Source organism: Pseudooceanicola sp. (genome assembly GCF_041987405.1).
In the GTDB taxonomy this organism is placed as follows: Bacteria; Pseudomonadota; Alphaproteobacteria; order Rhodobacterales; family Rhodobacteraceae; genus Pseudooceanicola.
The window spans coordinates 383,795-410,541 of the sequence record NZ_JBHIWR010000003.1; the positions used below are offsets into that span (position 1 = coordinate 383,795).

General features: G+C 66.1%; 24 protein-coding genes. 7 read left to right on the top strand and 17 right to left on the bottom strand.

Going from position 1 to position 26,747, the window contains the following annotated elements:
• Window positions 1-124: 124 nt before the first annotated feature.
• Genes ACFC2Y_RS09905 through ACFC2Y_RS09915 form a run of 3 tightly spaced genes read right to left on the bottom strand, consistent with a single transcriptional unit; the run spans window position 125 to window position 2,865 of the window.
• Window positions 125-895, bottom strand: coding sequence for an ABC transporter ATP-binding protein (locus ACFC2Y_RS09905; protein WP_375174653.1), 771 nt, complete (start codon window positions 893-895; stop codon window positions 125-127).
• On the bottom strand, window positions 892-1,986 hold the full coding sequence (locus ACFC2Y_RS09910) for a branched-chain amino acid ABC transporter permease (RefSeq protein WP_375174652.1): 1,095 nt from the start codon (window positions 1,984-1,986) through the stop codon (window positions 892-894). Before ACFC2Y_RS09910 ends, ACFC2Y_RS09905 begins: the two co-directional genes overlap by 4 nt.
• 3 nt (window positions 1,987-1,989) lie before the next feature.
• Window positions 1,990-2,865 carry a branched-chain amino acid ABC transporter permease gene (locus tag ACFC2Y_RS09915; RefSeq protein WP_375174651.1) on the bottom strand — a complete coding sequence of 292 codons (876 nt, stop codon included), beginning with the start codon at window positions 2,863-2,865 and terminating at the stop codon, window positions 1,990-1,992.
• A 145-nt stretch (window positions 2,866-3,010) separates the two neighbouring features.
• Between ACFC2Y_RS09915 and ACFC2Y_RS09920 the strand changes: the two genes are divergently transcribed.
• From ACFC2Y_RS09920 to ACFC2Y_RS09950, 7 genes are all read left to right on the top strand, one after another.
• Window positions 3,011-3,631, top strand: a complete 621-nt coding sequence (locus ACFC2Y_RS09920; protein ID WP_375174650.1) for a TetR/AcrR family transcriptional regulator — start codon at window positions 3,011-3,013, stop codon at window positions 3,629-3,631.
• 27 nt (window positions 3,632-3,658) lie between these two features.
• Window positions 3,659-4,867, top strand: coding sequence for an acetyl-CoA C-acetyltransferase (locus ACFC2Y_RS09925; RefSeq protein ID WP_375174649.1), 1,209 nt, complete (start codon window positions 3,659-3,661; stop codon window positions 4,865-4,867).
• Between the two features lie 11 nt (window positions 4,868-4,878).
• Window positions 4,879-7,026, top strand: coding sequence for a 3-hydroxyacyl-CoA dehydrogenase NAD-binding domain-containing protein (locus ACFC2Y_RS09930; RefSeq protein WP_375174648.1), 2,148 nt, complete (start codon window positions 4,879-4,881; stop codon window positions 7,024-7,026).
• Window positions 7,023-8,150 carry a CaiB/BaiF CoA transferase family protein gene (locus ACFC2Y_RS09935; RefSeq protein ID WP_375174647.1) on the top strand — a complete coding sequence of 376 codons (1,128 nt, stop codon included), beginning with the start codon at window positions 7,023-7,025 and terminating at the stop codon, window positions 8,148-8,150. Before ACFC2Y_RS09930 ends, ACFC2Y_RS09935 begins: the two co-directional genes overlap by 4 nt.
• Before the next feature lie 11 nt (window positions 8,151-8,161).
• The gene (locus ACFC2Y_RS09940; protein ID WP_375174646.1) at window positions 8,162-8,932 is read left to right on the top strand and encodes an enoyl-CoA hydratase/isomerase family protein; all 771 of its coding nucleotides are present in this window, start codon (window positions 8,162-8,164) and stop codon (window positions 8,930-8,932) included.
• Between the two features lie 93 nt (window positions 8,933-9,025).
• On the top strand, window positions 9,026-9,637 hold the full coding sequence (cobO, locus tag ACFC2Y_RS09945) for a cob(I)yrinic acid a,c-diamide adenosyltransferase (protein WP_375174645.1): 612 nt from the start codon (window positions 9,026-9,028) through the stop codon (window positions 9,635-9,637).
• Between the two features lie 3 nt (window positions 9,638-9,640).
• Window positions 9,641-11,086 carry a cobyric acid synthase gene (locus tag ACFC2Y_RS09950; RefSeq protein ID WP_375174644.1) on the top strand — a complete coding sequence of 482 codons (1,446 nt, stop codon included), beginning with the start codon at window positions 9,641-9,643 and terminating at the stop codon, window positions 11,084-11,086.
• An 80-nt stretch (window positions 11,087-11,166) separates the two neighbouring features.
• On the opposite strand, the gene ACFC2Y_RS09955 is transcribed toward ACFC2Y_RS09950, so the two are convergent.
• The 14 genes from ACFC2Y_RS09955 to ACFC2Y_RS10020 all read right to left on the bottom strand — a co-directional run bounded on the left by ACFC2Y_RS09955 (window position 11,167) and on the right by ACFC2Y_RS10020 (window position 26,710).
• Complete coding sequence (locus tag ACFC2Y_RS09955) at window positions 11,167-12,711, bottom strand: aldehyde dehydrogenase (NADP(+)) (protein ID WP_375174643.1); 1,545 nt, start codon at window positions 12,709-12,711, stop codon at window positions 11,167-11,169.
• Between the two features lie 127 nt (window positions 12,712-12,838).
• On the bottom strand, window positions 12,839-13,987 hold the full coding sequence (locus ACFC2Y_RS09960; protein ID WP_375174642.1) for a fumarylacetoacetate hydrolase family protein: 1,149 nt from the start codon (window positions 13,985-13,987) through the stop codon (window positions 12,839-12,841).
• A gap of 10 nt (window positions 13,988-13,997) precedes the next feature.
• Window positions 13,998-14,765, bottom strand: a complete 768-nt coding sequence (locus tag ACFC2Y_RS09965) for an enoyl-CoA hydratase/isomerase family protein (protein WP_375174641.1) — start codon at window positions 14,763-14,765, stop codon at window positions 13,998-14,000.
• Window positions 14,762-15,856, bottom strand: coding sequence for a carbohydrate ABC transporter substrate-binding protein (locus ACFC2Y_RS09970; RefSeq protein WP_375174640.1), 1,095 nt, complete (start codon window positions 15,854-15,856; stop codon window positions 14,762-14,764). Before ACFC2Y_RS09970 ends, ACFC2Y_RS09965 begins: the two co-directional genes overlap by 4 nt.
• On the bottom strand, window positions 15,853-17,046 hold the full coding sequence (locus ACFC2Y_RS09975) for a CaiB/BaiF CoA transferase family protein (RefSeq protein ID WP_375174639.1): 1,194 nt from the start codon (window positions 17,044-17,046) through the stop codon (window positions 15,853-15,855). The genes ACFC2Y_RS09970 and ACFC2Y_RS09975 overlap by 4 nt, the downstream gene beginning before the upstream one ends.
• A 24-nt stretch (window positions 17,047-17,070) precedes the next feature.
• On the bottom strand, window positions 17,071-17,859 hold the full coding sequence (locus ACFC2Y_RS09980) for an SDR family NAD(P)-dependent oxidoreductase (RefSeq protein ID WP_375174638.1): 789 nt from the start codon (window positions 17,857-17,859) through the stop codon (window positions 17,071-17,073).
• On the bottom strand, window positions 17,856-19,034 hold the full coding sequence (locus ACFC2Y_RS09985) for an aldose 1-epimerase family protein (RefSeq protein WP_375174637.1): 1,179 nt from the start codon (window positions 19,032-19,034) through the stop codon (window positions 17,856-17,858). Before ACFC2Y_RS09985 ends, ACFC2Y_RS09980 begins: the two co-directional genes overlap by 4 nt.
• A gap of 91 nt (window positions 19,035-19,125) precedes the next feature.
• A complete protein-coding gene (locus ACFC2Y_RS09990; RefSeq protein ID WP_375174636.1) occupies window positions 19,126-20,040 on the bottom strand; it encodes a sugar phosphate isomerase/epimerase family protein in 915 nt (304 codons plus the stop codon).
• 15 nt (window positions 20,041-20,055) lie between these two features.
• A complete protein-coding gene (locus ACFC2Y_RS09995) occupies window positions 20,056-21,141 on the bottom strand; it encodes a Gfo/Idh/MocA family protein (protein WP_375174635.1) in 1,086 nt (361 codons plus the stop codon).
• A 22-nt stretch (window positions 21,142-21,163) separates the two neighbouring features.
• Window positions 21,164-22,180 carry an ABC transporter ATP-binding protein gene (locus tag ACFC2Y_RS10000; RefSeq protein ID WP_375174634.1) on the bottom strand — a complete coding sequence of 339 codons (1,017 nt, stop codon included), beginning with the start codon at window positions 22,178-22,180 and terminating at the stop codon, window positions 21,164-21,166.
• A complete protein-coding gene (locus ACFC2Y_RS10005; RefSeq protein ID WP_375174633.1) occupies window positions 22,180-23,238 on the bottom strand; it encodes an ABC transporter ATP-binding protein in 1,059 nt (352 codons plus the stop codon). Before ACFC2Y_RS10005 ends, ACFC2Y_RS10000 begins: the two co-directional genes overlap by 1 nt.
• Window positions 23,235-24,170, bottom strand: coding sequence for a carbohydrate ABC transporter permease (locus ACFC2Y_RS10010; RefSeq protein WP_375174632.1), 936 nt, complete (start codon window positions 24,168-24,170; stop codon window positions 23,235-23,237). Before ACFC2Y_RS10010 ends, ACFC2Y_RS10005 begins: the two co-directional genes overlap by 4 nt.
• Before the next feature lie 5 nt (window positions 24,171-24,175).
• A complete protein-coding gene (locus tag ACFC2Y_RS10015; protein ID WP_375174631.1) occupies window positions 24,176-25,036 on the bottom strand; it encodes a carbohydrate ABC transporter permease in 861 nt (286 codons plus the stop codon).
• Between the two features lie 63 nt (window positions 25,037-25,099).
• Window positions 25,100-26,710 carry an extracellular solute-binding protein gene (locus ACFC2Y_RS10020; RefSeq protein ID WP_375186435.1) on the bottom strand — a complete coding sequence of 537 codons (1,611 nt, stop codon included), beginning with the start codon at window positions 26,708-26,710 and terminating at the stop codon, window positions 25,100-25,102.
• Between the last annotated feature and the right edge of the window lie 37 nt (window positions 26,711-26,747).

Here is a 26,747-nt window from a genome sequence, read left to right on the forward strand (position 1 = left end):
GCACCACGCCCCGGCCCCCGCGCCGGGGCCTCGCCGTCCCAAGACTTCGAACAGACCCAAGCGTGGTCAGTGGCCGTGAGGCCCCGGCGCGGGGGCCGGGGCGTGTCGTGCGTCAATGTCCGCCTCATGCTGCCGCCCCCGTGCCCAGATAGGCCGCCTGCACATCCGGATGCGCCTGCACCTCAGCGGGCGAGCCGAGCGCCAGCGGTTGACCGTTGGCCATGGCCAGCACCCGGTCGGAGACGCGGTTCACCAGGCTCATGTCATGTTCCACCATCAGCACGGTCAGCCCCATGTCGCGGCGCATGTCCTCGATCCAGAAGGCGACGTCGCGGGTTTCCTCGACCGAGAGGCCGGAGGCCGGTTCATCCAGCAGGATCAGTTTCGGCCCGATGGCCAGCGCGCGCCCGATCTCGACCACCTTTCGGACCCCATAGGGCAGGCCCGCGATCATCTTCTTGCGGTAGGCCTCCAGCTCCAGCAGTTCGATCACCTGTTCGACGCGGCGGCGGTGTTCGCGTTCCTCCCGCCGGACCTTGGGCAGGAAGAGGATATCCTGCACGAAATTCGTCGCGCGGTGCGTGTGGCGGCCCATCAGCAGGTTGTCGAGCACGGTCGAATGATCGAAGAGCTCGATATTCTGAAAAGTCCGCGCGATGCCCAGGCCCGCGATGTCATGCGCCTTCAGCCGGGTCAGTTCATGCCCATCGAACCGGATCGTGCCGCGCGTCGGCGCATAGACCCGGGAGATCAGGTTGAAGATCGTCGACTTGCCCGCGCCGTTCGGGCCGATGATCGCAAAGACCTCGCCCTTCTCGACAGTGAACGACACGCCGTCCACGGCCTTCACCCCGCCGAAATGGATTGCCAGATCTTCGACTTGCAGAAGGCTCATTTCATCCGCTCCGTCTTGAGATAGGACTTCTGGCGGCGGAACATGTCGCGCCGGGCCAGCGGGAAGATCTCGAACCAGAAGCGGATCTTGAGCCAGCGGCCATAAAGCCCGGTCGGTTCGTAGATGATGAATCCGATCAGGATCAGCGAGAAGATCATCGTGTCGAGGCCGGGAATGCCGCCGAGGTCGATCCCGACCGTCACCAGATTGTCCCGCAGGATCGAGATCATCTGCGGCACCGCCGTGATCAGGATCGCCCCCAGGAAGGCCCCCTGGATGAAGCCCAGACCGCCGATGGTCACCACCAGCAGAAGGTTGATCGAGATGAAGATCGAGAAGAGCTCGTAATTGAAGAAGCCGATGTAATGCCCCATCAGCGCCCCGGCCAGGCCGGTCACCCCCGAGGACAGACCGAAGGCCAGCGCCCGGGTCCGCGTCACGTTGATGCCAAGCGCACGCGCCGACACCTCGCTGTCGCGCACCGCCAGGAACGACCGCCCCGAGGGCGAGCGCATCAGGTTGGCGTATCCCCAGGTGACCAGTGCCACCACGGCGAGGCAGAGCCAGTAGAAGTGATCCAGCGCGGCATAGCGGTCGAAACTGATCCCGAGGATAGTGATCGAGGGCGCCATGATCCCGCCGACCCCGCCGGTGATCGGCTCCAACAGGATCACCAGTTCCTCGACGATGACAAAGACCGCCAGCGTGGCGATGGCCAGGTAGATGCCTGACATCCGCACCGCGGGCACGGCGATGACAGCCCCGAAGACCCCGGCGATCAGCCCCGCCAGCGGGAAACTGATCAGGAAGGGCACCCCAGCATTCATCAACGCGGAATCCGCATAGGCCCCGATTGCGAGGAAGGCCGCATGGCCCAGGCTGACCTGCCCGGTATGGCCGACCGCCACCATCAACCCCATGCCCGCCAGCGCCCAGATCAGGGTATTGGCGGCCTCGGCCAAGTAATAGTCCCCTACCACGAAGGGCAGCACGATCATGATCGCCAGAAGCACGGCGATCTTGGCTCGGCTGCGCCCGTGTTCATGCAGGTCTATATCCCGGTCGTAACTGGTCTTGAACACTATCCGCATCGTTCAGACCTTCTTCATCTGGATCTGGCTGAACAGACCACCCGGACGGGTGATAAGGACCAGCAACATGATGATATAGGGCGACATCTTGGCCAGCTCGCCCGGCGCATAGCGGCCTGCGATCGGTTCCACCACGCCGATGATCAGCCCGCCGATCAGCGCGCCCGGCAGCGAGCCGAGGCCGCCGATCACCGCCGCCGCAAAGGCCTTGATCCCGAGCAGGCCGATATTCGGATCAATCGCGCCGCGCGTAGCGTAAAGCACCCCCGCCACTGTCGCCACGGCCCCCGACAGCCCCCAGATCAGCGAGTTGATCCGCATCACCGGCACGCCCACGATATAGGCCGCCATCTGGTTCTGCGACGCGGCCTGCGCGGCCAGCCCGATCCGGGTGAAGGCAAAGAAGGCCCAGAGAGCGACAGTCAGAACAAAGGTCACCCCGATGGTCACCAGATCGGCGAGCGAGATCACGATCCCGCCGCCGCGCAGGTTCTGCCCGGCAAAGGGCGTTTCCAGCACCAGCGGCGTGTAGCCCCAGATCGACCCCGCAACAAATCGGAAAACAAAGCCGAGGGCGATGGTCAGGATGACGAGGGCGAACTGCGGCTGCCCGAAAATCTGCCGGACGACGACGCGTTCCACCCCCCAGCCGATGCCGAACATCAGCACCATGGCGAGAATCATCGCCAGGCCGAACGGCAGGCCCATCTGGTCGGAATTCCCGAGGCCGAGCGCAATGAAAGCGCCCAGCATCATCATGTCGCCCTGGGCGAAGTTCACCCCTTCGCTGGCCTTGTAAATCATGACGAATCCAAGGGCGACGAGCCCGTAGATACAGCCATTTGCCAGGCCGCCGATAACGAGTTGCAACAGCTCCATCAGCGGAGCCCGGACGCAGCACTGCGCCCCCATTGGGTATCCATGCCGTCTCCTCCCCTGCGGCGATGAACGATGTTGACAGGAATTAAACACTCGTGTTCAATTTCCGTCAACACTCAAATTTCGCATGTCGAAAATAGGCCCGATGAACACAGCCACCCTTCGCATCCACCACGCCGCCATGCGGCTCTTCGCCGAGAACGGGGGCACCAGCCTGGCCGTCAGCGATCTGGCGAAGGAGGCGGGGCTGTCGCGCGGGACGATCTACAACAACCTCGATGATCCGAACGGGCTCTTCACCTCGGTCTGCGCCACGGTGGCAGACGAATTCGGCGACACAATCGGCCACGCCACGCAGGAGATGGACGACCCGGCTGAAAAGCTCTCCGCCGCGATCCGGCTTTGCGTGCGGCGGGTGCATGAAGACCCGCATTGGGGCCGCTTCATCGCCCGATATGCCATGCTGGAGCCGACGCTCGGCAGCTTCTGGGGCACCATGCCCGCGGATGAGCTGCGCCGCGGTATGGTTTCGGGCCGATTCACCATTCACCGCGATCAGGTCGCCTCGATCACGGCCACGGCCGGGGGCGCGACCTTTGGCGCGATGACGCTTGTGCTCGACGGCTACCGCACCTGGCGCGAAGCCGGGTCGGACACCGCCGAAATCATCCTGCGCGGCGTCGGCATCGACCGTGCCGAAGCCCGCGACATCACTCAGAAAGAATTGAATCCGCTGCCCAAAATGTCCGTGTTCGACGCGGCCTGACGGCAGACCGAAATGGGAGGACCCAATATGGCCGAAGCTGCCTATATTTACGATGCGATCCGCACACCGCGCTCCAAGGGCAAGGGGGACGGTTCGCTGCACGAGGTGAAACCGATCAACCTCGTCACCACCCTGCTGGACGAAATGCAGCAGCGGCATGATCTGGACACCTCCCGCGTGGATGATGTCATGCTGGGCTGCGTCGCCCCGGTGATGGAACAGGGCGCGGTCCTGCCCAAGATCGCCCTGCAGAAGGCCGGATGGGACGAAACCGTGCCCGGCGCGCAGGTCAACCGCTTCTGTGCCTCCGGCCTCGACACGTTCAACACCGCCGCGGCCAAGGTCGCCAGTGGCTGGGAGGATCTGGTCTGCGCGGGCGGCTTCGAATCCATGTCGCGCGTGCCCATGGGCGCCGATGGCGGCCCCTTTGCCGAGGATCCGGAAACCGCGATCAACACCGGCTTCGTGCCCCAGGGCATCGGCGCCGACCTGATCGCCACCATCGAAGGCTGGAGCCGCGATGACGTGGACGCCTTCGCCCTGGAAAGCCAGAAGCGCGCCGCCCATGCCCGCGACAGCGGCTGGTTCGACCGCTCTGTCGTGCCGGTGAAGGACGAGAACGGCATCGTCATCCTGGAAAAGGACGACTTCATCAAACCCGACACGGATATGCAGAAACTGGGCGCGCTGAAGGCCAGCTTTGCCATGCCCGGCTCCATGGGATTTGACGCCGTGGCCCTAGCCAAATACCCGGAGGTCGAGCGGATCAACCACGTCCACACGCCCGGCAACTCCTCCGGCATCGTCGACGGTGCCTCGCTGGTCATGGTCGGCAACGAAAAGGTCGGCAAGGATCTGGACCTAACCCCGCGCGGCCGGGTCCTGTCCATCGCGCTGACCGCGACCGATCCGACGATCATGCTTACCGGCCCCGGACCGGCATCGGAAAAGGCGCTGGCCAAGGCCGGGCTGACCATCGACGACATCGACCTGGTCGAGATCAACGAAGCCTTCGCCTCTGTCGCGTTGCGCCTTCAGAAGGATCTGAACGTGCCGGACGAAAAGCTCAACGTCGTGGGCGGCGCAATCGCCATGGGTCACCCCCTGGGGGCGACGGGTGGCTGTCTGGTCTCGACCATGCTGGACGAGTTGGAACGCCGGAACCAGAAGCGCGCGCTGATCTGCATGTGCGTCGGCGGCGGCATGGGCATCGCGTCCATCATCGAACGCCTGTGAGGGAGGGGACCATGGAAGATTTCATCTACGAAAAGGATGCCGACGGCGTCGTCACCGTAACCATGGACATGCAGGGCCAGTCCGCCAACACGATGAACGACCGGTTCGAACCGGGGATGCGGGCGATCTGTGACCGGCTGGACGCCGAAGAAGGGCTGACCGGCGTGGTCTTTGCCTCCGCCAAGTCGACTTTCTTTGCCGGGGGCGATCTGAACAACATCCTCGCGACGGAGGTGGCCGACGAGGCCGTGTTCAACATGATCGAGGCCAGCAAGCTGACCTACCGCCGTCTGGAAAAGCTGCCCGTCCCCGTGGTCGCCGCGATCAACGGCGCGGCGCTTGGCGGCGGGTATGAGCTCTGCCTCAGCTGCAACCACCGCATCGTGCAGAACACTCCCAAGGCCGTTGTCGGCCTGCCCGAGGTGACCCTGGGCCTGCTGCCCGGGGCCGGTGGTGTGGTGCGTCTGACCGCCCTGCTCGGCTTTGAAAAGGCGATGCCCTATCTGCTGGAAGGCAAGCAGGCGAAACCGGCCGAGGCGCTCAAGATGGGCATGGTCGACGAGGTCGTCGAAACTCAGGACGATCTGATCCCCGCCGCCAAGGCCTGGATCAAGGCCAACCCCGAGGCCGCCGTTCAGCCCTGGGATCAGAAGGGCTTCCGCTATCCCGGCGGCGATGCGAGCCACCCCAAGGTACGCCAGATGATCCAGGTGTCCTCGGCGATGCTGTACCAAAAGACCCGGGGGCTGCTGCCCGCGCCGGAGAAGATCCTCGACGTGGCCGTGAACTCCATGCGGATGAACTTTGACGCGGCGCTGCGGATGGAGACGCGGCGCTTCATCGGGCTGATGGCGTCGAAGGAGGCCAAGGCCGCGATCTCCACCTTCTTTTTCGGCATGCAAAGCATCAAGTCCGGCAAGGTCCGCCCCGAGGGCGATCACTGGAAAGCCGGGTCCGCCGCGGTTCTGGGCGCGGGCATGATGGGATCGGGCATTGCCTATGCCCATGCCAAACGCGGGCTGGCCACGCGGCTGAAGGATACCGAGATGGCCAATGCCGAGAAGGGCAAGGGCTATTCGGAAAAGCTGTGTGACAAGGCCATGAAGCGCGGGCGGATGGACGAGGCGGGCAAGGTCGCCCTGCTGGATCAGATCACCCCCGCCACGGAAAACGCCGCCCCCGGCAGCGTCGACATCATCATCGAGGCGGTGTTCGAGGACATCGACCTGAAAGACAAGGTCATCGCCGACACCTGGCCGATGCTGTCCGACGACGGGATCTATGGCTCCAACACCTCGACCCTGCCGATCTCGATCCTGGCCGAGTCGTGCCCCGATCCAACCCGCTTCATCGGGCTGCATTTCTTCAGCCCGGTCGACAAGATGAAGGTGGTCGAGATCATCATGGGCGAAAAGACCAGCGAAGAGACGCTGCGCAAGGCCTACGACTACGTCCAGCAGATCGGCTACATGCCGATCGTGGTGAACGACAGCCGGGGGTTCTTCACCTCCCGCGTCTTCGGCACTTTCATGGACGAGGGTTGCCAGCTGCTGGTCGACGGCATGGCGCCCACGGCCATCGAACGCGCCGCCTGGCTGGCGGGGATGCCGGTCGGGCCGCTGCAGGTCTTTGACGAGGTCTCGCTGATCCTGGGTCAGAAGGTGCGCAAGACGCATGAGGCGCTGGACAAACGTCTGGGCGTCGACAGCGACTTCGGCCACCACAACACCGCCACCGTCGAGGTCACCGACAAGATGATCGAAATGGGACGCGGCGGGCGGCAGTACGGCGGCGGCTTTTACGACTATGACAGCGAGGGCAAGCGCACGCTCTGGCCCGATCTGGGTCAGTTCGCCCGGGGCAATACTCAGGTGCCGTTGCAGGATGCCGTCGACCGCATCCTCTATCGGCAGGCGATCGAAACCCTGCGCTGTCTGGACGAAGGCGTGCTGAACACCGAGGTCGAGGCGAACCTCGGCGGTATCTTCGCCATCGGCTTCCCGGCCCACACCGGCGGCGCGATCCAGTACATCCGGGGCGAGGGGGTGGACACCTTCAAGGCCCGCGCGAAAGAACTGGCCGAGACCTATGGCGAAAGGTTCGCAGTGCCCGACAGCATCTATGACCGGCTGCGCGACAGCACAGCCAAGGCGGCATGAGCGGACCACTCACGGGGCTCAAAATCGTCGAGATGCAAGGCATCGGCCCGGCTCCACTGGCCGGGCAACTGCTGGCCGATCTCGGGGCGCAGGTGACGCTGATCACCCGCGCCTCGGGCAAGGCCGACCCGACCGACATCAACAACCGGGGCAAACGCTCCGTCGCGCTGAACCTCAAGAGCGCCGCCGGGATAGAGGTCGCCCTCGCCCTGATCGAAACCGCCGATGTGCTGATCGAAGGGTTCCGCCCCGGTGTGATGGAACGGATGAGCCTGGGTCCGTCCGACTGCCACGCCCGCAACCCCGGTCTCGTCTATGGCCGGATGACGGGCTGGGGCCAGGACGGGCCGCTGGCGCAGACCGCCGGCCATGACATCAACTACCTCGGCCTGACCGGGCTGTTGCAGGCGACCGGCGACCCGGATCGCCCCCCGACCCCGCCGCTCAACATAGGGGCGGATTACGGTGGCGGGACGATGTTCCTGCTCTTCGGGATCATGGCGGCGCTTTATGAACGCCAGTCCTCCGGCGTGGGTCAGGTGGTGGACGCGGCAATGGTCGACGGCGCTTCTGCCCTCATGGGGCTGGTGCATGGGTTCATCGGTGCGGGACGGTGGAGTGAACAGCGCGGCGCCAACCTGCTGGACGGCGGCGCCCCCTTTTACCGCAGCTACGAATGCGCAGACGGGAAATTCATCGCGGTCGGCCCGCTGGAGCCACAGTTCTTTGCCGAACTGGTCCGCCTGGCCGACCTGCCGGACGATCACCGCGCCACCCAGTTGGACACGCGCACCTGGGCAGAGCGGCGCGAAAGCTACGCCCGGGTTTTCCGCCAGAAGACCCGCGACGAATGGGCGGCGATCTTCGAAGGGTCCGACGCTTGCGTCACCCCGGTGCTCAGCTGGTCCGAAGCCGCCAGCCATCCGCATCTGGCCGCCCGCGAAACCTTTGTCACCCGCGACGGTGTGACCCAGGCCGCCCCCGCCCCACGCTTCAGCCGCTCCGCCCCCGGTCCGGTGGCCCCGCCCCCGGCCCCCGGAGGTGACACGGAGACAATCCTGCACGACCTGGGCTATGACCGGGACGAAATCGACCAGATGCGCGCCGATGGCACGCTCAGTTAACGGAGATCGCAATGTCTGACCCCCTTCTACTGGAATTCGAGGGCCCGATCGCCCGCGTCACCCTGAACCGGCCCGAGGCCTTCAACGCCATGAATGCCCCGATGCGGGATGCCTTTCGCGACGCGATTTCGCAGATCCATGCCACGCCCGACATCCGCGTGGTGGTTCTGTCCGGGGCCGGGCGCGGGTTCTGCGCCGGGACGGATTTGACCGAAACCCTGCCGGAACCCGCCTCCCTGCTGATCGACCGGGAATACCGCCCGATCCTGAATGCCATCGCAACCGCCCCGCAGATCTGGATTGCCCAGGTCCATGGCTCCGCCGCCGGTATCGGCGCGGCGCTGGCGCTCAACTGCGACCTCGTCACCATGGCCGAGGATGCCTCGATCTACATGGCCTTTGCCGCCATCGGTCTGGTGCCCGACGGGGGCAGCACCTGGCTGCTGCAGCGCAGCCTGGGCAGCAAGCGGGCGCTGCAGGCGATCCTGGAGGGCCGGAAGATCCCCGCGCAGCAGGCGGTGGATTGCGGCCTGGCCAATGCGGCGCATTCCCCCGATGCCCTGGCCGCCGAAACCGAGGCCCTGGCGCAACGACTGGCCCTCGGCGCGCCTCTGGCGGCTGCTGCGGCCAAGCGGCTGATCCGGTCCATGGACGGGGTCGGCTATGACGCCGCGATCTCTGCCGAAGGGGTGGAACAATCCGCCCTCTCCGCTTCCGAGGACGCGCGCGAAGGAATCGCCGCCTTCCTCGAAAAGCGCCGCCCCGACTTCAAGGGCCGCTGAACCGACCGGACGCGGGCCGACCCATTGCAATTGCCGGATTGACGCCCCCGGGCCCGAGTGCCACCTCTGGTCCCCGAAAAGGGAGCCCGCACCATGACCGATGACATCACCACCCGTCACAAAGAGAAGATGCGCAAAATCAAGGCCGCGCGCGACCGGATGATGGAGACCAAGACCGAGGAAAAGGGTCTGATCATGGTGCATACCGGCACCGGCAAGGGCAAATCATCCTCCGGCTTCGGGATGATCCTGCGCTGCATCGCCCATGGCATGCCCGCCGCCGTGGTGCAGTTCATCAAGGGCAACTGGGACACCGGCGAGCGGACCTTCCTGCGCGACAATTTCGCCAATCAGGTCCGCTTCTTCGTCTCCGGCGAGGGGTTCACCTGGGAAACCCAGGACAGGGAGCGCGACATCGCCGCCGCGCAGAACGGCTGGCGCATCGCCAGGGAACAGATCCTCGACCCCGAGATCCAGTTCGTCCTGCTGGACGAGATCAACATCGCGCTGCGCTATGATTACCTGGACATCGACGAGGTGGTCGATTTCCTGCTGCATGAAAAGCCCGCCATGACCCACGTCTGCCTGACCGGACGCAACGCCAAGCCCGAGCTCATCGAGGCGGCCGATCTGGTGACCGAGATGACGCTGGTCAAGCACCCCTTCCGCGACGGGGTGAAGGCCCAGAAGGGCGTCGAGTTCTGATCCATGGGCCAGGCGCTCATGATCCAGGGCACCGGCTCCAACGTCGGCAAGTCGATGCTGGTGGCGGGACTGTGTCGCGCGGCGCGGCGGCGCGGCCTATCGGTGGCCCCCTTCAAGCCGCAGAACATGTCCAACAATGCCGCCGTGACCCGGGACGGCGGCGAAATCGGCCGGGCCCAGGCCCTGCAGGCGCTGGCCTGCGGGCTGCCGCTGCATACGGATATGAACCCGGTTCTGCTGAAGCCGGAAACCGACGTGGGGGCTCAGGTCATCGTGCAGGGCAAACGCCTGACCACCGCCCGGGCGCGGGATTATTTCCAGCTGAAACCTCAACTCCTTGGCAAGGTGATGGAAAGCTTCACCCGCCTGGAATCCGCCCATGATCTGGTGATCGTCGAAGGCGCGGGCAGCCCGGCGGAGGTCAACCTGCGCCCCGGCGACATCGCCAACATGGGCTTTGCCCGGGCCGCCGACGTGCCGGTGATCCTCGCCGGGGACATCGACCGTGGCGGCGTGATCGCGCAGATTGTCGGCACCCAGGCGGTGATCGACCCCGAGGATGCCGCGCTGATCGCCGGCTTCGTCATCAACAAGTTCCGTGGCGACCCCAGCCTCTTTGACGACGGCTATGCCCTGATCGAGGCTCGCACAGGATGGCGCGGCTTTGGCGTGGCGCCGTGGTTTTCCGAGGCCTGGAAACTGCCCGCCGAGGATGCGCTGGACCTGGGTGCGCCGCAGCGCGAGGGCGGGTTGCACGTGGTCTGCCTGGCGCTGTCCCGCATCGCCAATTTCGACGACCTCGACCCGCTGGCGCAGGAGCCGGGGGTGCGGCTGACCATGCTGGGCCCGGGCCGCGCCCTGCCCGGCGATGCAGACCTGGTGATCCTGCCCGGGTCCAAATCCACACGCGGCGATCTGGCCTTTCTGCGGGCGCAGGGCTGGGACCTAGACCTGGCCGCGCACCTGCGGCGCGGGGGCCATGTGCTGGGCATCTGCGGCGGCTACCAGATGCTGGGCAACAGCATCGCCGACCCGGGGGGCATCGAAGGCCCGGCGGGCACGGACGAAGGGCTCGGCCTGCTGGAGATCGACACGGTCATGACCCCGACCAAGCGTTTGACCCGGACAGCCGCCACCCATTGCGCGACCGGACAGGGGTTTCGCGGCTATGAGATCCACATCGGCGAAAGCACCGGCCCCGACCGCGACCGCCCCTTCGCCCATATCGGGAACACGCCCGAAGGCGCCACCTCGGCCGACGGGCGGGTGATGGGCAGCTACCTGCACGGCATGTTCTCCGACGACGCCTTCCGCGCGGCCTTCCTGGCGGGCTTCGGGGTTGCCTCGCAGGGCCGCTACGACGCAACGGTGGAGCAGACGCTGGACGCGCTGGCCGACCATCTGGAACAGCATCTGGATGTCGCGGGGCTGCTGGCCACGGCGCGGTGAGGGACATCCCCCGCCGCAGGGTGTTAGAGAAAATCCTCTAAGCTGCACCGGTCGAATGCGGCAACAAGGGCCGCACGCGCTCAGCCCCCGAGCGCCCCGGCCAGATCGTCGGGCAGCACTGTCGCAGGCACGTTCTGGTAACACACCGGCCGCAGGAAACGGCGGATCGACAGGGTGCCGACGGAAGTGGCGCCAAAGTTGGTCGACGCCGGATAGGGGCCGCCGTGGACCATGCTGTCGGCCACTTCGACCCCGGTCGGGAAACCGTTGACCAGCAGCCGCCCCGCCTTGCGTTCCAGAATCGGCAACAACCGCCGAGCCGCCGCCGCATCCGCATCCTCCATATGGATCGTCGCAGTCAGCTGTCCCTCGAACCCCTTGGCCAGCGCCTCCATCTCCTCGGCGCCGGAGACGCGGACGACCAGACCGAGCGGGCCGAACACCTCTTCACCAAGCCCTTGATCCTGCAGGTAGTTTGCCGCATCCGTCTCATAGAGATTGGGCAAGGCGCTGCGCCCCTCCTGCGCGGTGGTCAGCACCGGGCGCACAGCGTTTCGTCCGTGGAAGCGGGCCTTGCCGTCGCGGTAGGCCTGGGCGATCCCCGGGGTCAGCATCACCTGCGGCGCGGCCTCGCGCAGGGCGTCGGCGGCGGAGGCGACGAAGGCGTCGCCAGCCGCTCCCTGGGCCACGACGGCAATCCCGGGGTTGGTGCAGAACTGCCCTGCCCCCATGGTCAGCGATCCGGCCCAGCCCGCGCCGATCTCCGCCCCGCGGGCAGCGGCGGCTTCTGCCAGCACGAACATCGGGTTGACGGAGCCGAGCTCGCCGAAGAAGGGGATGGGTTCGGGCCGTTGCGCACACAGGTCAAACAGCGCCCGCCCGCCGCCGAGCGAGCCGGTGAAGCCGACGGCCTTGATCAGCGGATGTTGCACAAGGGCCTGACCCACATCACGTTTTCCGCCCTGGATGAGAGAGAAGACACCGGCGGGCATGCCGCAGGCGGCAATGGCGGCATGGATGGCTTCGGCCACGATTTCTCCGGTGCCGGGGTGGGCGGAGTGGCCTTTCACCACCACCGGACACCCGGCGGCCAGCGCGGCGGCGGTGTCGCCGCCGGCGGTTGAAAAGGCGAGCGGGAAGTTGGAGGCGCCGAAGACGGCGACGGGGCCGATCGGGCGTTGCATCATGAAAAGTTCAGGCCGGGCAAGGGGTTGGCGATCGGGCAGCGCGGCGTCGTGGCGGATGTCGAGGTAATCGCCCTTGCGGATATGCTCGGCAAAGAGGCGGAGCTGGCCGGTGGTGCGGCCGCGCTCGCCCTCCAGACGGGCCTCTGGCAGGCCGGTTTCGGAGGTGCCAATGGCGGTGATCGCCGCGCCCCGCGCCTCGATCTCATCGGCGATTTTATCAAGGAAAACAGCGCGCTCTTCGCGCGACGTATAGCCGTATGTCCAAAAGGCCTCCTCCGCCGCGCGGCAGGCGCGGTCCACCAGATCGGGGGTGCCGACGGAGAAGTCGTGCGCCGGGCCATGGGCGGGATCGGAGGTGAAACGGCTCTCTCCGGGGACCCAGTCTCCGGCGATCAGGTGCTTGCCATGGGGGGTGAAATCGGAAGGTGTTCCGTCCATCTGTAGGGTCCTTTCGGGTCTCGGATCCGGCATCGGCAATGCGTCGGTATCACGTCGGTATTACGTCGGTGCCCCCGTGCGGGGCGTTCATGTGCTGTTCATCCCGGTTAACGGGACGGGAAGGGCCTCAGCCCTGCGCCAGCAATCTGCGGGTCGCCAGGTTGGCCATCAGGGCGCGGGTGCCGAAGGTCCATTCCGGGGCCTCGGTCGACAGGCGGACGGTATTGGTCAGTGCGCCGAGGCCGGGGGCGGAGATCGTCACCACATCGCCGGTCTTGTGGGTGAACCCCTCGCCCGGGACATCGCGATCTTCGGTCGGGGCGAAGAGCGTGCCGAGGAACAGCACCATCCCGTCAGGATACTGGTGATGCCGCCCGAGGGCCTGGGCGGTCAGGTCTTCGGGATCGCGGCTGATCTCGGACATGGAGGAATGGCCGGTCAGGTGATAGCCATCCTCACCCGCGACGGTCAGCGTCAGCTCCGCCCGGCGCACATCGTCCAGCGTCCAGTTGCCGTCGAACAGCCGGATCATCGGCCCGATCGCGCAGGAGGCGTTGTTGTCCTTGGCCTTGCCGAGCAGCAGGGCCGACCGCCCCTCCACGTCGCGCAGGTTCACGTCATTGCCGAGCGTCGCGCCCAGGATGCGGCCGGAGGAGGAGATGGCCAGCACGATCTCCGGCTCCGGGTTGTTCCAGGTGGAGATGGGATGCAGCCCAATCTCCGCCCCCGTCCCGACCGAAGCCATGGGCGGGCATTTGGTGAAGATCTCCGCATCCGGGCCGATCCCGACCTCCAGATACTGCGACCAGAGCCCTTCGGCCTGTAGGGTCTTCTTGACCTCCGCCGCCTCGGGCGAGCCCGCTTTCAGGTTGCGCAGACTGTCGCCGATGACCTGGCCCACACGGGCGCGGATCGCGTCGGCCCGGGCCGGATCACCGGCGGCCTTTTCCTCGATCACGCGTTCGACCATCGACCGCGCGAAGGTCACGCCGCAGGCCTTCACCGCCTGCAGGTCGCAAGGGGCAAGCAGGTGCAGTGTGTCGGCCTGCGGGGTGTTGGCCGCGATCTCCTCCAGCGACCCGAGCGCCTGACCGGGGGCCGCGCGCACATGGGAGGCCGGATCGTCCAGGTCCAGCACATGGCTGACCGTGGGCGCGGCGGCGGCGGTGATGTCGATCAACTGGCCGTCGCGCAGGGTGACCACGGCGGGGCCCTGCACGTCCGGGCGCCAGCAACGACCGAGCCAGAGGCCCTCGGGGGCGTCGATGATGCTCATTCTCTGCTCCTCAGCGGCGTTTGAAATCGGGGGCGCGTTTTTCGGCAAAGGCGGCGCGCCCCTCGGCGGCATCTTCGGTGCCGAAACAGATGGCTTGCAAGTCGCGCTCGTAGGCCACGGCCTTTTCCAGCGGCATGTTGTAGGCCGCCTGAAGGTTCAGCCGCGCGGTTTCCGCAGCCACGGGGGCGCGGCTGGCGATGGTTGCGGCAATTTCCGTCGCGCGGGTCATCAGCGCGTCGGGCGTCGTGATCTCGGAGACCAGCCCCCAGGCCAACGCCTGATCGGCGGGCACGGGATCGCCGGTCATCACCATCATCGCGGCATTGGACGGGCCGATGGAATGGGCCAGCAGCGCGGTCATGCCACCGCCGCCGATCCAGCCCAGCTTGATTTCCGGCGCGGCGAGTTTCGCACTCTCGGCGGCGATGCGGATATCGCAGGACAGCGCCATTTCCAGCCCGCCGCCCATGGCATAGCCGTTGATCGCCGCGATGGAGGGTTTCTGCAGCGCCCGGAGTGCGTCGCAATATTCCGGCCGGTTGCGGAAATCCCAGGGCGTGGCGTAGCGGTCCAAGTCGGAGATGTCCGACCCCGCGCAAAACGCCTTGCCCGTGCCGGTGAGGATTACCACGCGGGCCGCGTCATCGGCGTTGATCTTGTGGACCGCGTCCCACATCAGCTGCGCCATTTCGGGCGTCATGGCGTTGAGCTTTTCGGGCCGGTTGTAGGTGATCGTGGCGATCCGGTTCTCGATCGTCAGGGTGAGCGGGGCGCTCATGCGGTGGTCCTTTCGGGTTGGCTGGCCTCGAACATCTCGCGCAGGGCGCGGATGGCGCGGGGGGCCGGGGTCCGCGCGTCGAAGGCGTCGCGCAGGAAGGCGGAGGCGCGGGTCTGGAAGGCGATGTAGCCGTCGTGGCGGGGGCGGATCGCCGCGGCCTCCAGCGTGGCGGCGGTGTTGGTGTAGAAATCCCCCCAGGCCGCGTTGACAGCCGGGTCGGCCCAGGCGGACCGCAGGCCGGGCTGGCCGTCGTGATCGGGGATGAAGCCGCGCTGCGTGGCGTCCGACATGAGCCAGAGCAGGTGATCGCGCAGCGCATCGTCCACCTGCGCGCGGCGGGAGATGCAGATGCCGGTGCCGCCCAGGATCGAGCCGGGCCGACCGCCCGCCGTCGGGGCATCGTGGAAGGCCACGGGGCGCGGGGCGCGGGTGTAGTTGACGTAGCCGTAGACCAGCGGGATCAGGTGGATGTCATCCGTGCGGCCCATCAGATCGAGCAACCCGATCGGGTTGAGCGTCCTGGTGTGCTCCGGCGTGCGCGCGGCCAGCGGGGCAAGGATGTCGTAGGCCTTTTCGGCGGTGCGATCGGCGGGCCAGCCGCCGTCGCGCATATCCAGCTTGCCATCCAATGCGGCGCAGACCGACAGGAAGGAGAGCGCGGCGTGGGGCCCGGCCAGCGAGAGGGCAACCCCGCCCTCTTGGGACAGGCTCTCGACCTCCTCCCATGTCGTCGCGGGTGTGGTCAGGTCGGGGCGCAGGGCCATGACCTGTGTCGCGGCATCCAGCGGCAGGGCCCATTGGTGGCCCGCCATCGCATAGCTGGTGTAGGCCGAGCCGATGGCGGCACCGGCGATCCGGGCCAGGTCGGCGGGGGCGAAGACCTCTTCCAGCGGGGTGAGGCAGTCATGCGCCATCGCCTCGCCCAGGTGTGGGTGGTCGAGGACGACCAGGTCGTATTCGGCGCAGAGTTCCGCAATCGGGGCGGATTCGAAACCTTCGAGAGGTTGGACATCCCAGATCACCGGGCCTTGCGCGGCGGCCAGGGCGTTCAGGCCCCGGGGATGATCCCATGTCAGACCGCGAAAGCTCATACCGTGCCCCGCGCGATGGCGCCGGCGCCTTCCATCTCGGCGATCTCCGCATCGGAGAAGCCGGCGGCGCGCAGCACTTCGTCCGTATGTTCGCCGGTCAGCGGTGCGCCGCGGCGCAGTTCGGCCGGGCTGCGGGAGAAGCGGATGGGGAAGCCGGGGGTTTTCACGTGGCCCTCGGTCGGGTGGTCGTATTCGATGAAGGTGCCGTTATGGGCGATCTGCGGATCGGCGACGAGATCGGCGTAGCCATAGACGGGTCCCGCCCAGATGCCCTCGGCCTCCAGCCGCGACAGGCAGTCGGCGGTGGAGAACTTGGCGATGGCCTCGCGGACGGCAGCGAATGTGGCGTCGCGGTCGTCCCAGCCGGCGGTGGCCTCGTCCAGATCGGCCAGGTCCGGCGCGTCGAGGGCGCGGGCGAGGCCGGGGAAGTTGGGCATGGCCAGCGCGATGTAGCCATCCGTCGTGGCGAAGGTGCCGTAGGGCGAGCGGATGTAGACATGGGCGTGCGGTTCGGCGCTGCGTTCCTGCGGCTTGTGGCCGACGGTGAAGACCGACAGCTCCTGCATCTGCAGCGTGGTGATCGCGTCGAGCATGTTGACCTCGACCTTCTGCCCCTCGCCGGTGCGTTCGCGGTGCAGCAGCGCGGCCAGTGCGCCCTCGAAAGCGGTGTAGGCGGTGACGGCGTCGACCAGGTATTGCCCGGCGGCCTGGGGCGGTTCGCCCTTGCGGCCGGTGGACATCATCGCGCCGGACATGGCCTGCAGCAGCAGGTCCTGGCCGGGGCGCTGCGCGTGGGGGCCGTCCTCGCCATAGCCGGTCATGGAGACGTAGACGAGGCCGGGGTTGATCGCCGACAGGGTGTCGTAATCGACGCCCAGACGCCCGGCGACCCCGGCCCGGTAGTTCTGGATGAAGACGTCGGCCTTTTCGACCAGCTTGCGGATCACCGCCTGCCCGCCTTCGGATTTCAGGTCCACCGCGAGGGACCGCTTGTTGCGGTTGAGCGAGAGGAAGGAGACGTTGATCTTGTTGCCGGTGATGCCGCCGGCGGGGGCGTGGCGCTGCCATTCCCCGGCGATCGGTTCGACCTTGATGACGTCAGCGCCCAGATCGCCCAGGCGCTGCGCCGCAAAGGGCCCCGCCATGGCGATGGAGCAGTCGAGAACGGTATATCCGTCGAGAATTCCCATTGGTGTCTTCCAGGGTTGGAGGTGTCAGGACATGTTCCAGCCGCCGTCGACGGCCAGGTTCTGCCCGGTGATGAAGCCCGCCTCGTCGGAGGCGAGGAAGAGGATCGCGGCGGCGATGTCATGCGGGGTGCCGCGCCGTTTGACCGCCTGATGGTCGAGCACGAACTTGCGGTAGCCCTCGGGGTCCGGGTGGATCTTTTCGGCATCCGTCGGAAAGGCCCCCGGTGCGATGGCATTGCAGGTGATGCCCCATTTCCCGAACTCCCGCGCCCAGGCCCGCGTCAGACCCAGGAGCGAGCCCTTGGACTGGACATAGGGGGCGAGGTTTTCCCACCCGCCGGTCAGGGTGATGGAGGTGACGTTGATGATCCGGCCCCAGCCCTGATCCCGCATCCCGGGCAGCGCCGCGCGGGTGCAGATCAGCGCCGCCTCGACGTTGACCGCATGGACCTGGCGCAGTTCCTCCATCGAATAGTCCTCGAAGGGCTTCGAGGGGTAGATGGCGGCGTTGTTGATGACCACATCCAGCGGGCTGTCCGCCGTGATCTCGGCCAGCTTGGATTCCAGCGCCGCCTGATCGGTCAGGTCCATTTCCAGCAGATGCAGGCGAGCGGCTTCGCCCTTGGGCGTGTCCGCCAGCAGGCTCTCGTTCTTGGAATGGTCACGGTCGAGGGCGAAGACCTCCGCCCCTTCGGCCAACATGTCGAGCGTGGTTTGATGGCCCAGCCCCCCGGAGGCACCGGTATAAAGCACCCGGCGCCCGGCCAGACGGCCCTGGCCGGTGGTCCTGGCCATGGGTGTTTCGCGGTTCATGAGCGGCCTCCGATCGGTTGGAAGTTGCCCGAGGGGGCGGGGTAATCCTGATCCGGCTGCGTCGCGATGGCACTGATCGCGGCCTCCGCCCCGGCGATGGCCGCGGCATCGGGCAGGATGGTGAAGGTGGTGTCGTAGCGGCATTCCTCGCCATGGCTCAGGCGGATCAGCTCGCCACGTTCGCGCGCGCCGCCGTTGCCGGTGACATGGTTGGTCGAGGGTTCGATGCCCACGGCATATTGCCCGGCCTGAAGGTTCTGCCATTCGTACATGCAGGGGAACTGGTCCTTTCGCGTGGTGACCATGAAGCCCAGCCCCATCCGGTCATTGACCAGCGCCACGGGCACGCGCCCCTCGGCGTCTGCGCCCATCTCGTGCTGCCAGACCTGTTCATGGAAGCCCATCTGCGGGGCGGGCAGCTGGCGATAGCCAACCCCCTGTTTTTCGTACTCTTCCTCATGCGCGGCCCAGACCACATCGCGGATCGGGGCGAGGTAGCGCGCGCCCTCCTCCACCACGGGGTGGCCGACGTTGATGTGGTAGCAGAACATATGCGGCGTCTCGTAGAAGCCGCGGTTCACCACGCGGTCGGTCAGGCGGATCTCGTCGCTGCCCACCTCGACCTCGATCCGGCGGTGCAGTTCCAGGTGTTCGCCAAAGACGGTGCCCTGGGTCACGACGCCCTCGGCCCAGAGGGTGCAGGTATCGCCGTCCCATGCCTCGCCATAGCCGGTGAGCCTGGCGGGAATGGTCCCGGCGCGGCCGTGCAGGGAGTGTTTCGCGGTCTGGCGGGGGCCGTAGACATATTCCGGCGTCTCGGCCTCGTGCATGAAAAGGATGTGATCCAGCCCGCAGGTCACCATCAGGCCGGAGAAGCTGCGCATCCAGCCCAGGCCGCCCTCGCCTTCGTAGTCGTGCAGCGATGGATGGCGGAACCCGGCGGGGGAATGCCAGCCGATGGCGCGGCCGTTGTGTTCACACTCTGCGATGTCCATGCAGCGGTCGACCAGCACGGTGAAGCGCAGGCCGCTGCCGGTGCGAAACTCCAGCATGCGGTTTCCGCGTTCCAGCCCGTCCTCCAGCGTCATCAGGCGGACACCGGCCGCGTGGCCGAGCGAGCCGCTCAGCGCCTCGGCCTCTGCCCTTTTCAGGTTCTTGCCATAAAGCTTGACCATGACTACTCCGTTCGCCGCCGCTGGACCGGGGCGCTTCTTGATTTCGATCTTGGAAGGGGCGAGCCGGGTCAGACCGGCCCGCCGGGGTGGCTCAGCAGCCGTTGGCTTTCATCTTGTCGTCGATGAACTTCTTGGCGCGCGGCACATCGGCCTCGTCCAGGTGTTCGATGATCATCGGGATGTTCGGATGCTTTTTCGCCAGACGCTGGAAGTAGAGATCGTAGTTCAGCTCGCCGAGGCCGGGGGCCGGCAGCTCGATCTCGCCGACACCGCGGAAGGTGTGGCTTTCGGCGGCCGAGTCATCGCCGATATCGGCGTGCTTTTCGGCCTTGTCGTCGCCGGAGCGTTTCACGTCCTTGGCATGGGCGATGCAGATCTTGTCCGACAGCGCGTCGAAGACATGGTTCAGGATCCGGTCCATGTCGTCGATGTTGTGGGCCTCGAAATAGTTGGTCGGGTCCATCAGCAGGCCGAGGCCCGGATGATCGACTTCGGCGAACATGCGCAGGGTTTCCTCGACACTGCCCACGACGTTGTTGACGTAGGTTTCCAGCAGGAAGACCGAGCCGTGATCATAGGCGAACTGCGCCAGGTCCGAGATCACGTTGCGGCAGTCTTCCCAGCCCTCTTCGGTCTTGTTCTTCGGGTGGTGGACCCAGTCGGATTCCGTGTCGAAGGTCCCGGTTTCCGAGATCACATAGGGCGTGCCCAGGTACTGCGCATGGGCGATCAGTTCCTTCAGGCGGGCCAGACGTTCCTTGCGGGTTCCGGCATCGGGGTGAACGATGTTCGTGTAGCCCGAGATCGCGCAGATCGGCAGGTCATGGTCGCGGAAGGTGTCGCGGATGGTGCGGCACTTCTCAGGCGTCATCTGACCTTCGCTGACGTCGATATCCTTGAAATGCAGGTCAAGCTGCACGGTGCTGAACCCGTGGCCCTTGATGACCTCACAGGTCTTTTTCACGTCGTAGGGGAAATACCCCGAGAAAATTCCAACAGGCATCATGATGTGTGTCCTCCCTCAGTCTTTGGACAGGTCGAGCTTGATCGTCCGACCCTCTTCGATGGATTGGTAAGCCGTTTCGACAAGCGCCATGGTGCGGACGTTGTCGGCAACGTTCAGGACCGGCGTCGTGCCGGTGTCGACGGCGTGCTGGAGCTGCTCCATCACGCCGATGAAGGCATGCGGGAACCACATCGTGTCCCATTCGGGGGTGACCCACTTGCCGTTCGTTTCTTCGATCCCGTTGTAGGACAGGGTCGAGGCCGCGCCGGTCGGCCAGCCGATCGTGCCCTTGGCCACCCCCTTGGTCCCCTCGACGCGCCAGGTGATGTGCTGGTCGTCCTCGTAGCCCCCTTCGCGCGGGCCGGACCAGACGTCTTCGGTGCTGAGCGCCATGAGGCCGGAGGGGAAGCGCATCGTGGTGATGACGATCCCGTCGGAATGGTCGAACTGCGTGCGCGGGTCGGTGCGGGTGAGGGTCGTGACCTCCTCCGGATCGCCGAAGAGGAAGCGCAGCGCGTCCAGGTGGTGCACCGACATGTTGGACAGGGTCAGGCGGTCGTAGCCTTCGAGGAAACCCTGCCAGTGCGGGATCGCGTGCATGTCGATTTGGGCGAAGACCGGATCGCCGATGGCGCCGCGGTCGAGGATCTGCTTGAGCACCTGCATCGACTGGTCGTAGCGCATGTTCTGGTTGACGCTGAGCGGCTTGCCCGCCGCCTTGGCCTCGTCCCTGAGCGCGCGCGCTTCCTCCAGCGACAGGGCCAGCGGCTTCTGCGCGAGGATCGCCTTGACGTGCGGGGCGGCGAGCGCCTTGCGGATCAGGGCGGGCTGCTGGTCGGGGGGATAGGCGATGTCGACGATCTCGACCTCCGGATCGTTGATCAGCGCCTCGGGCGTGTCATGCACGGTGCCGATGTTCCAACGGTCTGCCACGGCCTGCGCATTGGCCTTGGTCCGGGACGCGATGGCGTGGACGGGGAACCCGGCCTCGTCATAGGCGGCGAGATGGCAATCGGCCATGATCATGCCCGCGCCAATCGCGCCGATCTTGTATTTGCGCACGCGGACCTCCGGGTCCGGCCTGTAGGCGAAATCTTTCATAATTTCCTCCCTCTCCCTGTCTTCAATGTGCCGCGATCGCGGCGCCACCGGCATCGAAAAAATGGGCCCGTCCGGCATCGACCGTCAGGCCGACCCTCTGGCCGGTGGTGAATTTCGGCTGCCCGCGCAGGGTGACACGCAGATCCGTGCCCTCCAGCGACAGCCCCAATGTGGTGAAGCCGCCCAGCGGTTCGACCTCGATGATCTCGGCGGTGTCGCCGTCGCTGACCCGCAGGTTTTCCGGCCGCACGCCCAGGCTGTCGGCCCGGTCGGGGGCGGAGGCCACCTGCATCCGCGAGGCCAGCGCCATGGGCACCACGTTCATCGCGGGCGCGCCCAGCATCCCGGCCACATAGGTGGAATTGGGGCTGCGGTAGAGCTCCTCCGGCGTGCCGGTCTGGCGCACCTTGCCGTTTTCGAAGACGGCCATGCCATCGGCGACGGACATCGCCTCCTCCTGGTCGTGGGTCACATAGACCAGCGTCTTGCCCATCTCGCGCTGGATACGGCGCAGTTCGACGCGGGTTTCCTCGCGCAGGCGGGCGTCGAGCGCGCTGATCGGGTCGTCCATGAGATAGGCGACGGGATCGCGCACCAGCGCCCGGGCGATGGCGACGCGCTGCCGCTCCCCGCCCGACAGTTGTGCCGGGGGTTTGTGCAGGATGTGCCCGATATGCAGCTTTTCGCTGACCTCGGCGACGCGCGCCTCGATCTTTGCGGGATCTTCGCGGCGTTCGACCAGCGGAAAGCGGACGTTGTCCAACGCCGACATATGCGGGAAGAGCGCGAGGTTCTGGAACACCATCGCCACATTGCGCTGTGCCGGGCTGACATGGGTGACGGGGCGGCCGTCGATCAGGATCTCGCCCTCGTCCGGCGCTTCGAGCCCGAGGATCAGCTTGAGGATCGTCGACTTGCCCGAGAGCGGCGGACCGAAGAGGCAGAAGAAGGCGTTGTCGCGGATATCGAGCGACACGTTGTCCACGGCGACGGTATCGCCGAACCGCTTGGTCACATTGCGGAAGGAAATCGAGGCCATCAGAGCGCCCTTTCAGTTTCGGCGTCGAACAGGCGTACGTCCTGCGCGTCGAGGCGGAAGCGGAACGGCTCGCCCTGATCCGGCACCGGGGTTTCGCTGTCGAGCACGGCCTTGGCCTCGTGGTCGCCCGCGGCCAGGTGCAGGATCGTGCGCGCGCCGATGCGTTCGACAACGGTCACATGCATTTCCAGCGGGCCGCTCGGGTCCGGGTGGACCTGTTCCGGCCGGAACCCGAACAGCACATCGCCCCCCTGCCCGCCGGTCACCGGGCAATGGCCCGCCGCGCCAAGATCGACGACCAGCCCGGTGTCGGCCCCGGTCACACGGCCCTTCAGCAGGTTCATCCCCGGCGCGCCGATGAAGCGCGCGACAAAGGTGTCGGCGGGGTGGTTGTAGACCTCCAGCGGGGTGCCGACCTGAAGGAGTTTCCCGTGGTCCATCACCGCGATCCGGTCGGCCATGGTCATGGCCTCCAGCTGGTCGTGGGTCACATAGACCATGGTCTGCTTGAACTGGCGTTGCAGCGATTTCAGCTCGGCCCGCATCACGGCACGGAAGGCGGCGTCGACGTTCGACAGCGGCTCGTCCAGCAAGAAGATCGCAGGTTCCACCACCGCCGACCGGCCGATGGCGAGGCGTTGGAGGATGTTCACCGACAGGCCCGCCGCCTTGCGGTCCAGCATCGGGGTCAGTTGCAGCAGGTCTGCAATCTCTCCGACGCGGCGGTTGGTTTCGGCCTTGCCGACGCCCTGGGATTTCAGCCCGTAGGCCAGATTGTCCCGCACCGTCATATGGGTGAAGATCGCGTAGTTCTGAAAAACGAAGCCCACCCCGCGTTTCGCCATCGGCACGCCGTTCATGTTGCGCCCGTCAAAGAGGATGTCCCCCTGGGTCGGGTCCAGCATCCCGGCGATCATGTTCATCGTCGTGGACTTGCCGCAGCCCGAGGGGCCAAGCAGGGCCACAAACTCACCGGAGCCGATGGTCAGGTCCATATCGGCCAGGGCGGTGAAGTCGCCGAATTCCTTGCCGAGGTTCTGCATCACGATCTCGGTCATTGGGCGTTCCTCAGTTTCTTGATGGCCAGCGCCGAGACGATGGAGAGGACGATCAGGATGGCAAGCGCGATGGCCGCGACATAGCCCCAGATCAGCTCCTGCTGGGTGACCTTGTAGATATAGATGGAGATGGTTTCGGTCGCGACGCCCGGGCCGCCCCCGGTCATGATGTAGAAGTTGTCGAAGACCTTAAAGTTCTCGATCACCCGGATCGCGATGGCGATGATGATGATCGTCTTCATCCGGGGCAGCACGATGGTGAAGAACCGCCGGGTCCACGACGCTCCCAGGAGCACCGCCGCCATCTGCTGATCCTGCGGGACCGAGACCATGCCGGCCAGGAGGATCAGGAACATCAGCGGCGTCCACTGCCAGATGTCCGACACGATGGTGGCAAAGAGCGCCAGGTCGGGGTCGCTGAGCCAGGCGATGGTCACCGGACGGCCCGCGAAGAAGGACAGGATGTCGTTCACCGGCCCGCCCGACTGGAAGAGCATGAAGAACATGTAACCGGCCACGGCGGGCACCACCATCATCGGCACCAAGATTGTGGAATAGAGCACCCGCTTACCGCGAAAGTCGTCGACGAAGAGGATCGCCAGCCCGAGGCCGAGGAAGAACTGCACCGGCACGCAGATCGCCATCACGATGCAGGTGCGCCACAGGGCGGACCAGAAGCGGGGGTCGGCGGCCAGATCGGTGTAGTTCAGCAGGCCGATCCACAGCTCGTAGGCGCGGTACCAGGGGATGCCGTCCAGCGGCGACCAGTCGGTCAGCGAGATATAGACCTGCATCAGGATCGGGAAGAGCGCGATGAACAGGACCAGCAGCTGTGCCGGAAGTGTCAGCCAGAAGCCCAGCTTCTTTTCCTCGGCCCCGCCGTGCAGCGCGGTGTCCTCGCCCCGGTCGGCGGGCAGTGTATCGGTGGTCATGTCGGTCATTCCTTCAGCGCTCCGAATGTGAGGCCGCGGACGAGTTGTTTCTGAATGGCGATGCCCATGATGACGGGCGGCACGGCGGCGATCAGGCCCAGCGCGGCCTTCGCGCCATAAAGCTGCCCGGTCATCGAGGAGCTGAGCGAGGCCATGTAGACGGGGATCGTGATCCAGTCGCGCGTCGTCAGCAGCAGGGCGATCAGGTAGTCGGACCAGTTCAGGATGAAGACGAAGAGCGCGGAGGAGGCCAGCGCCGGGCGCATCATCGGCAGCGTGATCTTGAGAAAGACGCGCCAGCGCGAACAACCCTCGACCAGCGCGGCATCCTCGATCTCGCGCGGGAGGTCATCAAAGAAAGTCTTCATCAGCCAGAAGCTGAAGGGCATGGTGACGATGCCGTAGATCAGCGCGAGGCCATACCAGGTGTCGATCAGGCCGAGGAAGGCCCACATGATCATCACGGGGATCATCACGGCCATCGGCGGGAAGATCCTGAGCTGGATCAGCGCCAGCGGCAGGTTGCCCCCCGCCCCGAAGCGCGACAGCCCGTAGGCGGCTGCGGTCCCGGCGGTCATGGCGATCACCGTGCCGAAGGTCGCGGCCAGCAGCGAGGCCAGGATCGGGCGGCCTGCCGTGCGCTCCAGCGCGACGATCAGGTCCGATCCGCTTTCCCCGAAGATGAAACGGAAATTGTCGAGCGTCGGATTTTCCGGCCACCAGGTGAGGTTGGCACCCGAGGCCTGCCATTCCGCGATCGGTTTGAACGCCATCGAGATCATCCAGATCGTCGGGATGAGCGACAGCGCGAGAAAGGTGAAGATCGCGGCGTAGCGGAAGATCTCGAAGGAGAGTGAGCGTTGCATGATGTGTAGTCTCGATCAGGTCGCGGGGCCGACGGGAGTGACGGCCCCGCAGGGAGGAACCGGTCAGCTTGACGCGGGATCCATGATGGTCGGCCATGCGGCCTTGTTGGCCTGGATGGCCTCGATCAGCTTCTCCTCGCCGACGCGGCGGGCGATGCGTTGCCACTGACGCTCCGTATTGGCCATCGCCGCCTCGGCATCCATGCCGCCGGTCAGCGCCGCCATCAGGTTTTCGTCCAGCGCGTTGTGGAAGGCCGTGGCGCCGGGGTAGTTGATCGTCGGCACGGTGCGCTTCACGCTCTCGCGGACCACGTCCATGTGGTAGTCGTGGTAGGTTTCGCGCACCAGCGGATCGGCGAAGTTGGCCAGCTGGAACGGGTCGAAGTAGCCACCCGGGTTCGCCGTCATCCAGGAGTAGATCCGGCTGGAGCCGAGCCACTGCAGCAGCAGATAGGCGGCTTCGGGGTGTTCGGACTGGGACGAGACACAGGCGGTCAGGTTCAGCCACAGCACGGTGCGGGCGGAGATGCCGTCGTCATGTTCACGGCCCGGCGGCAGGTGGCTGCCGACCTTGCCAGTAACCTTGGAGCCGTCGTTCGCCGCATTGTCGAGGAACTTGGGCAGGTTGGAGAAGGCACAGGTCATTGCCGCGCCGCCGCTGCCGAAGTTGCCATACTGTTCCGGCCAGCCCCAGCTGATCGCGTCGGGCGAATGATGCGACAGGCTGTCGATATATTCCTGGGTCGCGGTCCAGCCGGCCTCGGAATTGATCAGCGCCGTGCCGTCATCGGCAAAGAGGAACTGGTTCGGCGAGCCCATGGAGACATAGCGCTGATACCAGTTGGTATAACCCCAGCCCTGGTTGCGCAGGTCGGTGGAGCCGAAAAGCCCCTGATCCGGGCGGTGGAAGAAGGCCGCGATCTCGTCGTGCTGCTTCCAGGTCTTCGGCGGGGCCAGTTCATAGCCGTGCTTGTCAGCGAAGGCCTTTTGCTCCGCCGGGTCGTTGAACAGATCGGTGCGGTGGTTCCAGGTCTGGAAATCCCCGTCGAGCGAGACGCCGTAGGTCGAGCCGCGGTATTGGTTCAGCAGCGACACGCCCTGTTCACCGTTCACATAGCCACGCTCGGGATCGTCCCATTCAGGCTTGTGCGCCGCGACGAAATCATCCAGCGCCACGATGCCGCCGGTTTCGGCCAGATCGCCCAGGCGGTTCCATTCGACCGCGTAGATGTCAAAGCCGCCGCCCTTGGTGGAGACGTCCTGCATCACCTTGGTGAATTCCTGGCCGTTCGGCACGCCGACGATGTCGAGCGTGATGCCGGTTTCCTGTTCCCACAGGTCCTTGACCGACGGCGCGCCTTCGGGGAAGGGCTGCGTGATCTGACCGATGGAGCCATCGGAGAGGCCAAGAACGATGCGTTCCGGTGCCTTGCCGGCAGCCTTGAGCGCCTTGGCGGCTTCAATCGCGCGCCCCTCGGGCGTGTCGGGTCCGTATTGGTAACGCTCCGCCCCGGCAAAGCCGGTCGGGCCGCCGATCATGCCATCGGCAAGATCGCTGGCCGCGCGGGCCCGGTCGGCCCGCAGGATGAGCGGCGAAGACAAGGCGACGAGCGCAGTTGTCTGGGCGGCGGCCGACATGAAACGGCGCCGCGAAAGTCGCGGTTGTTGGGTCATTTTTCCCTCCCTGGTCGCGCCCCTCCCGGACGCGGTC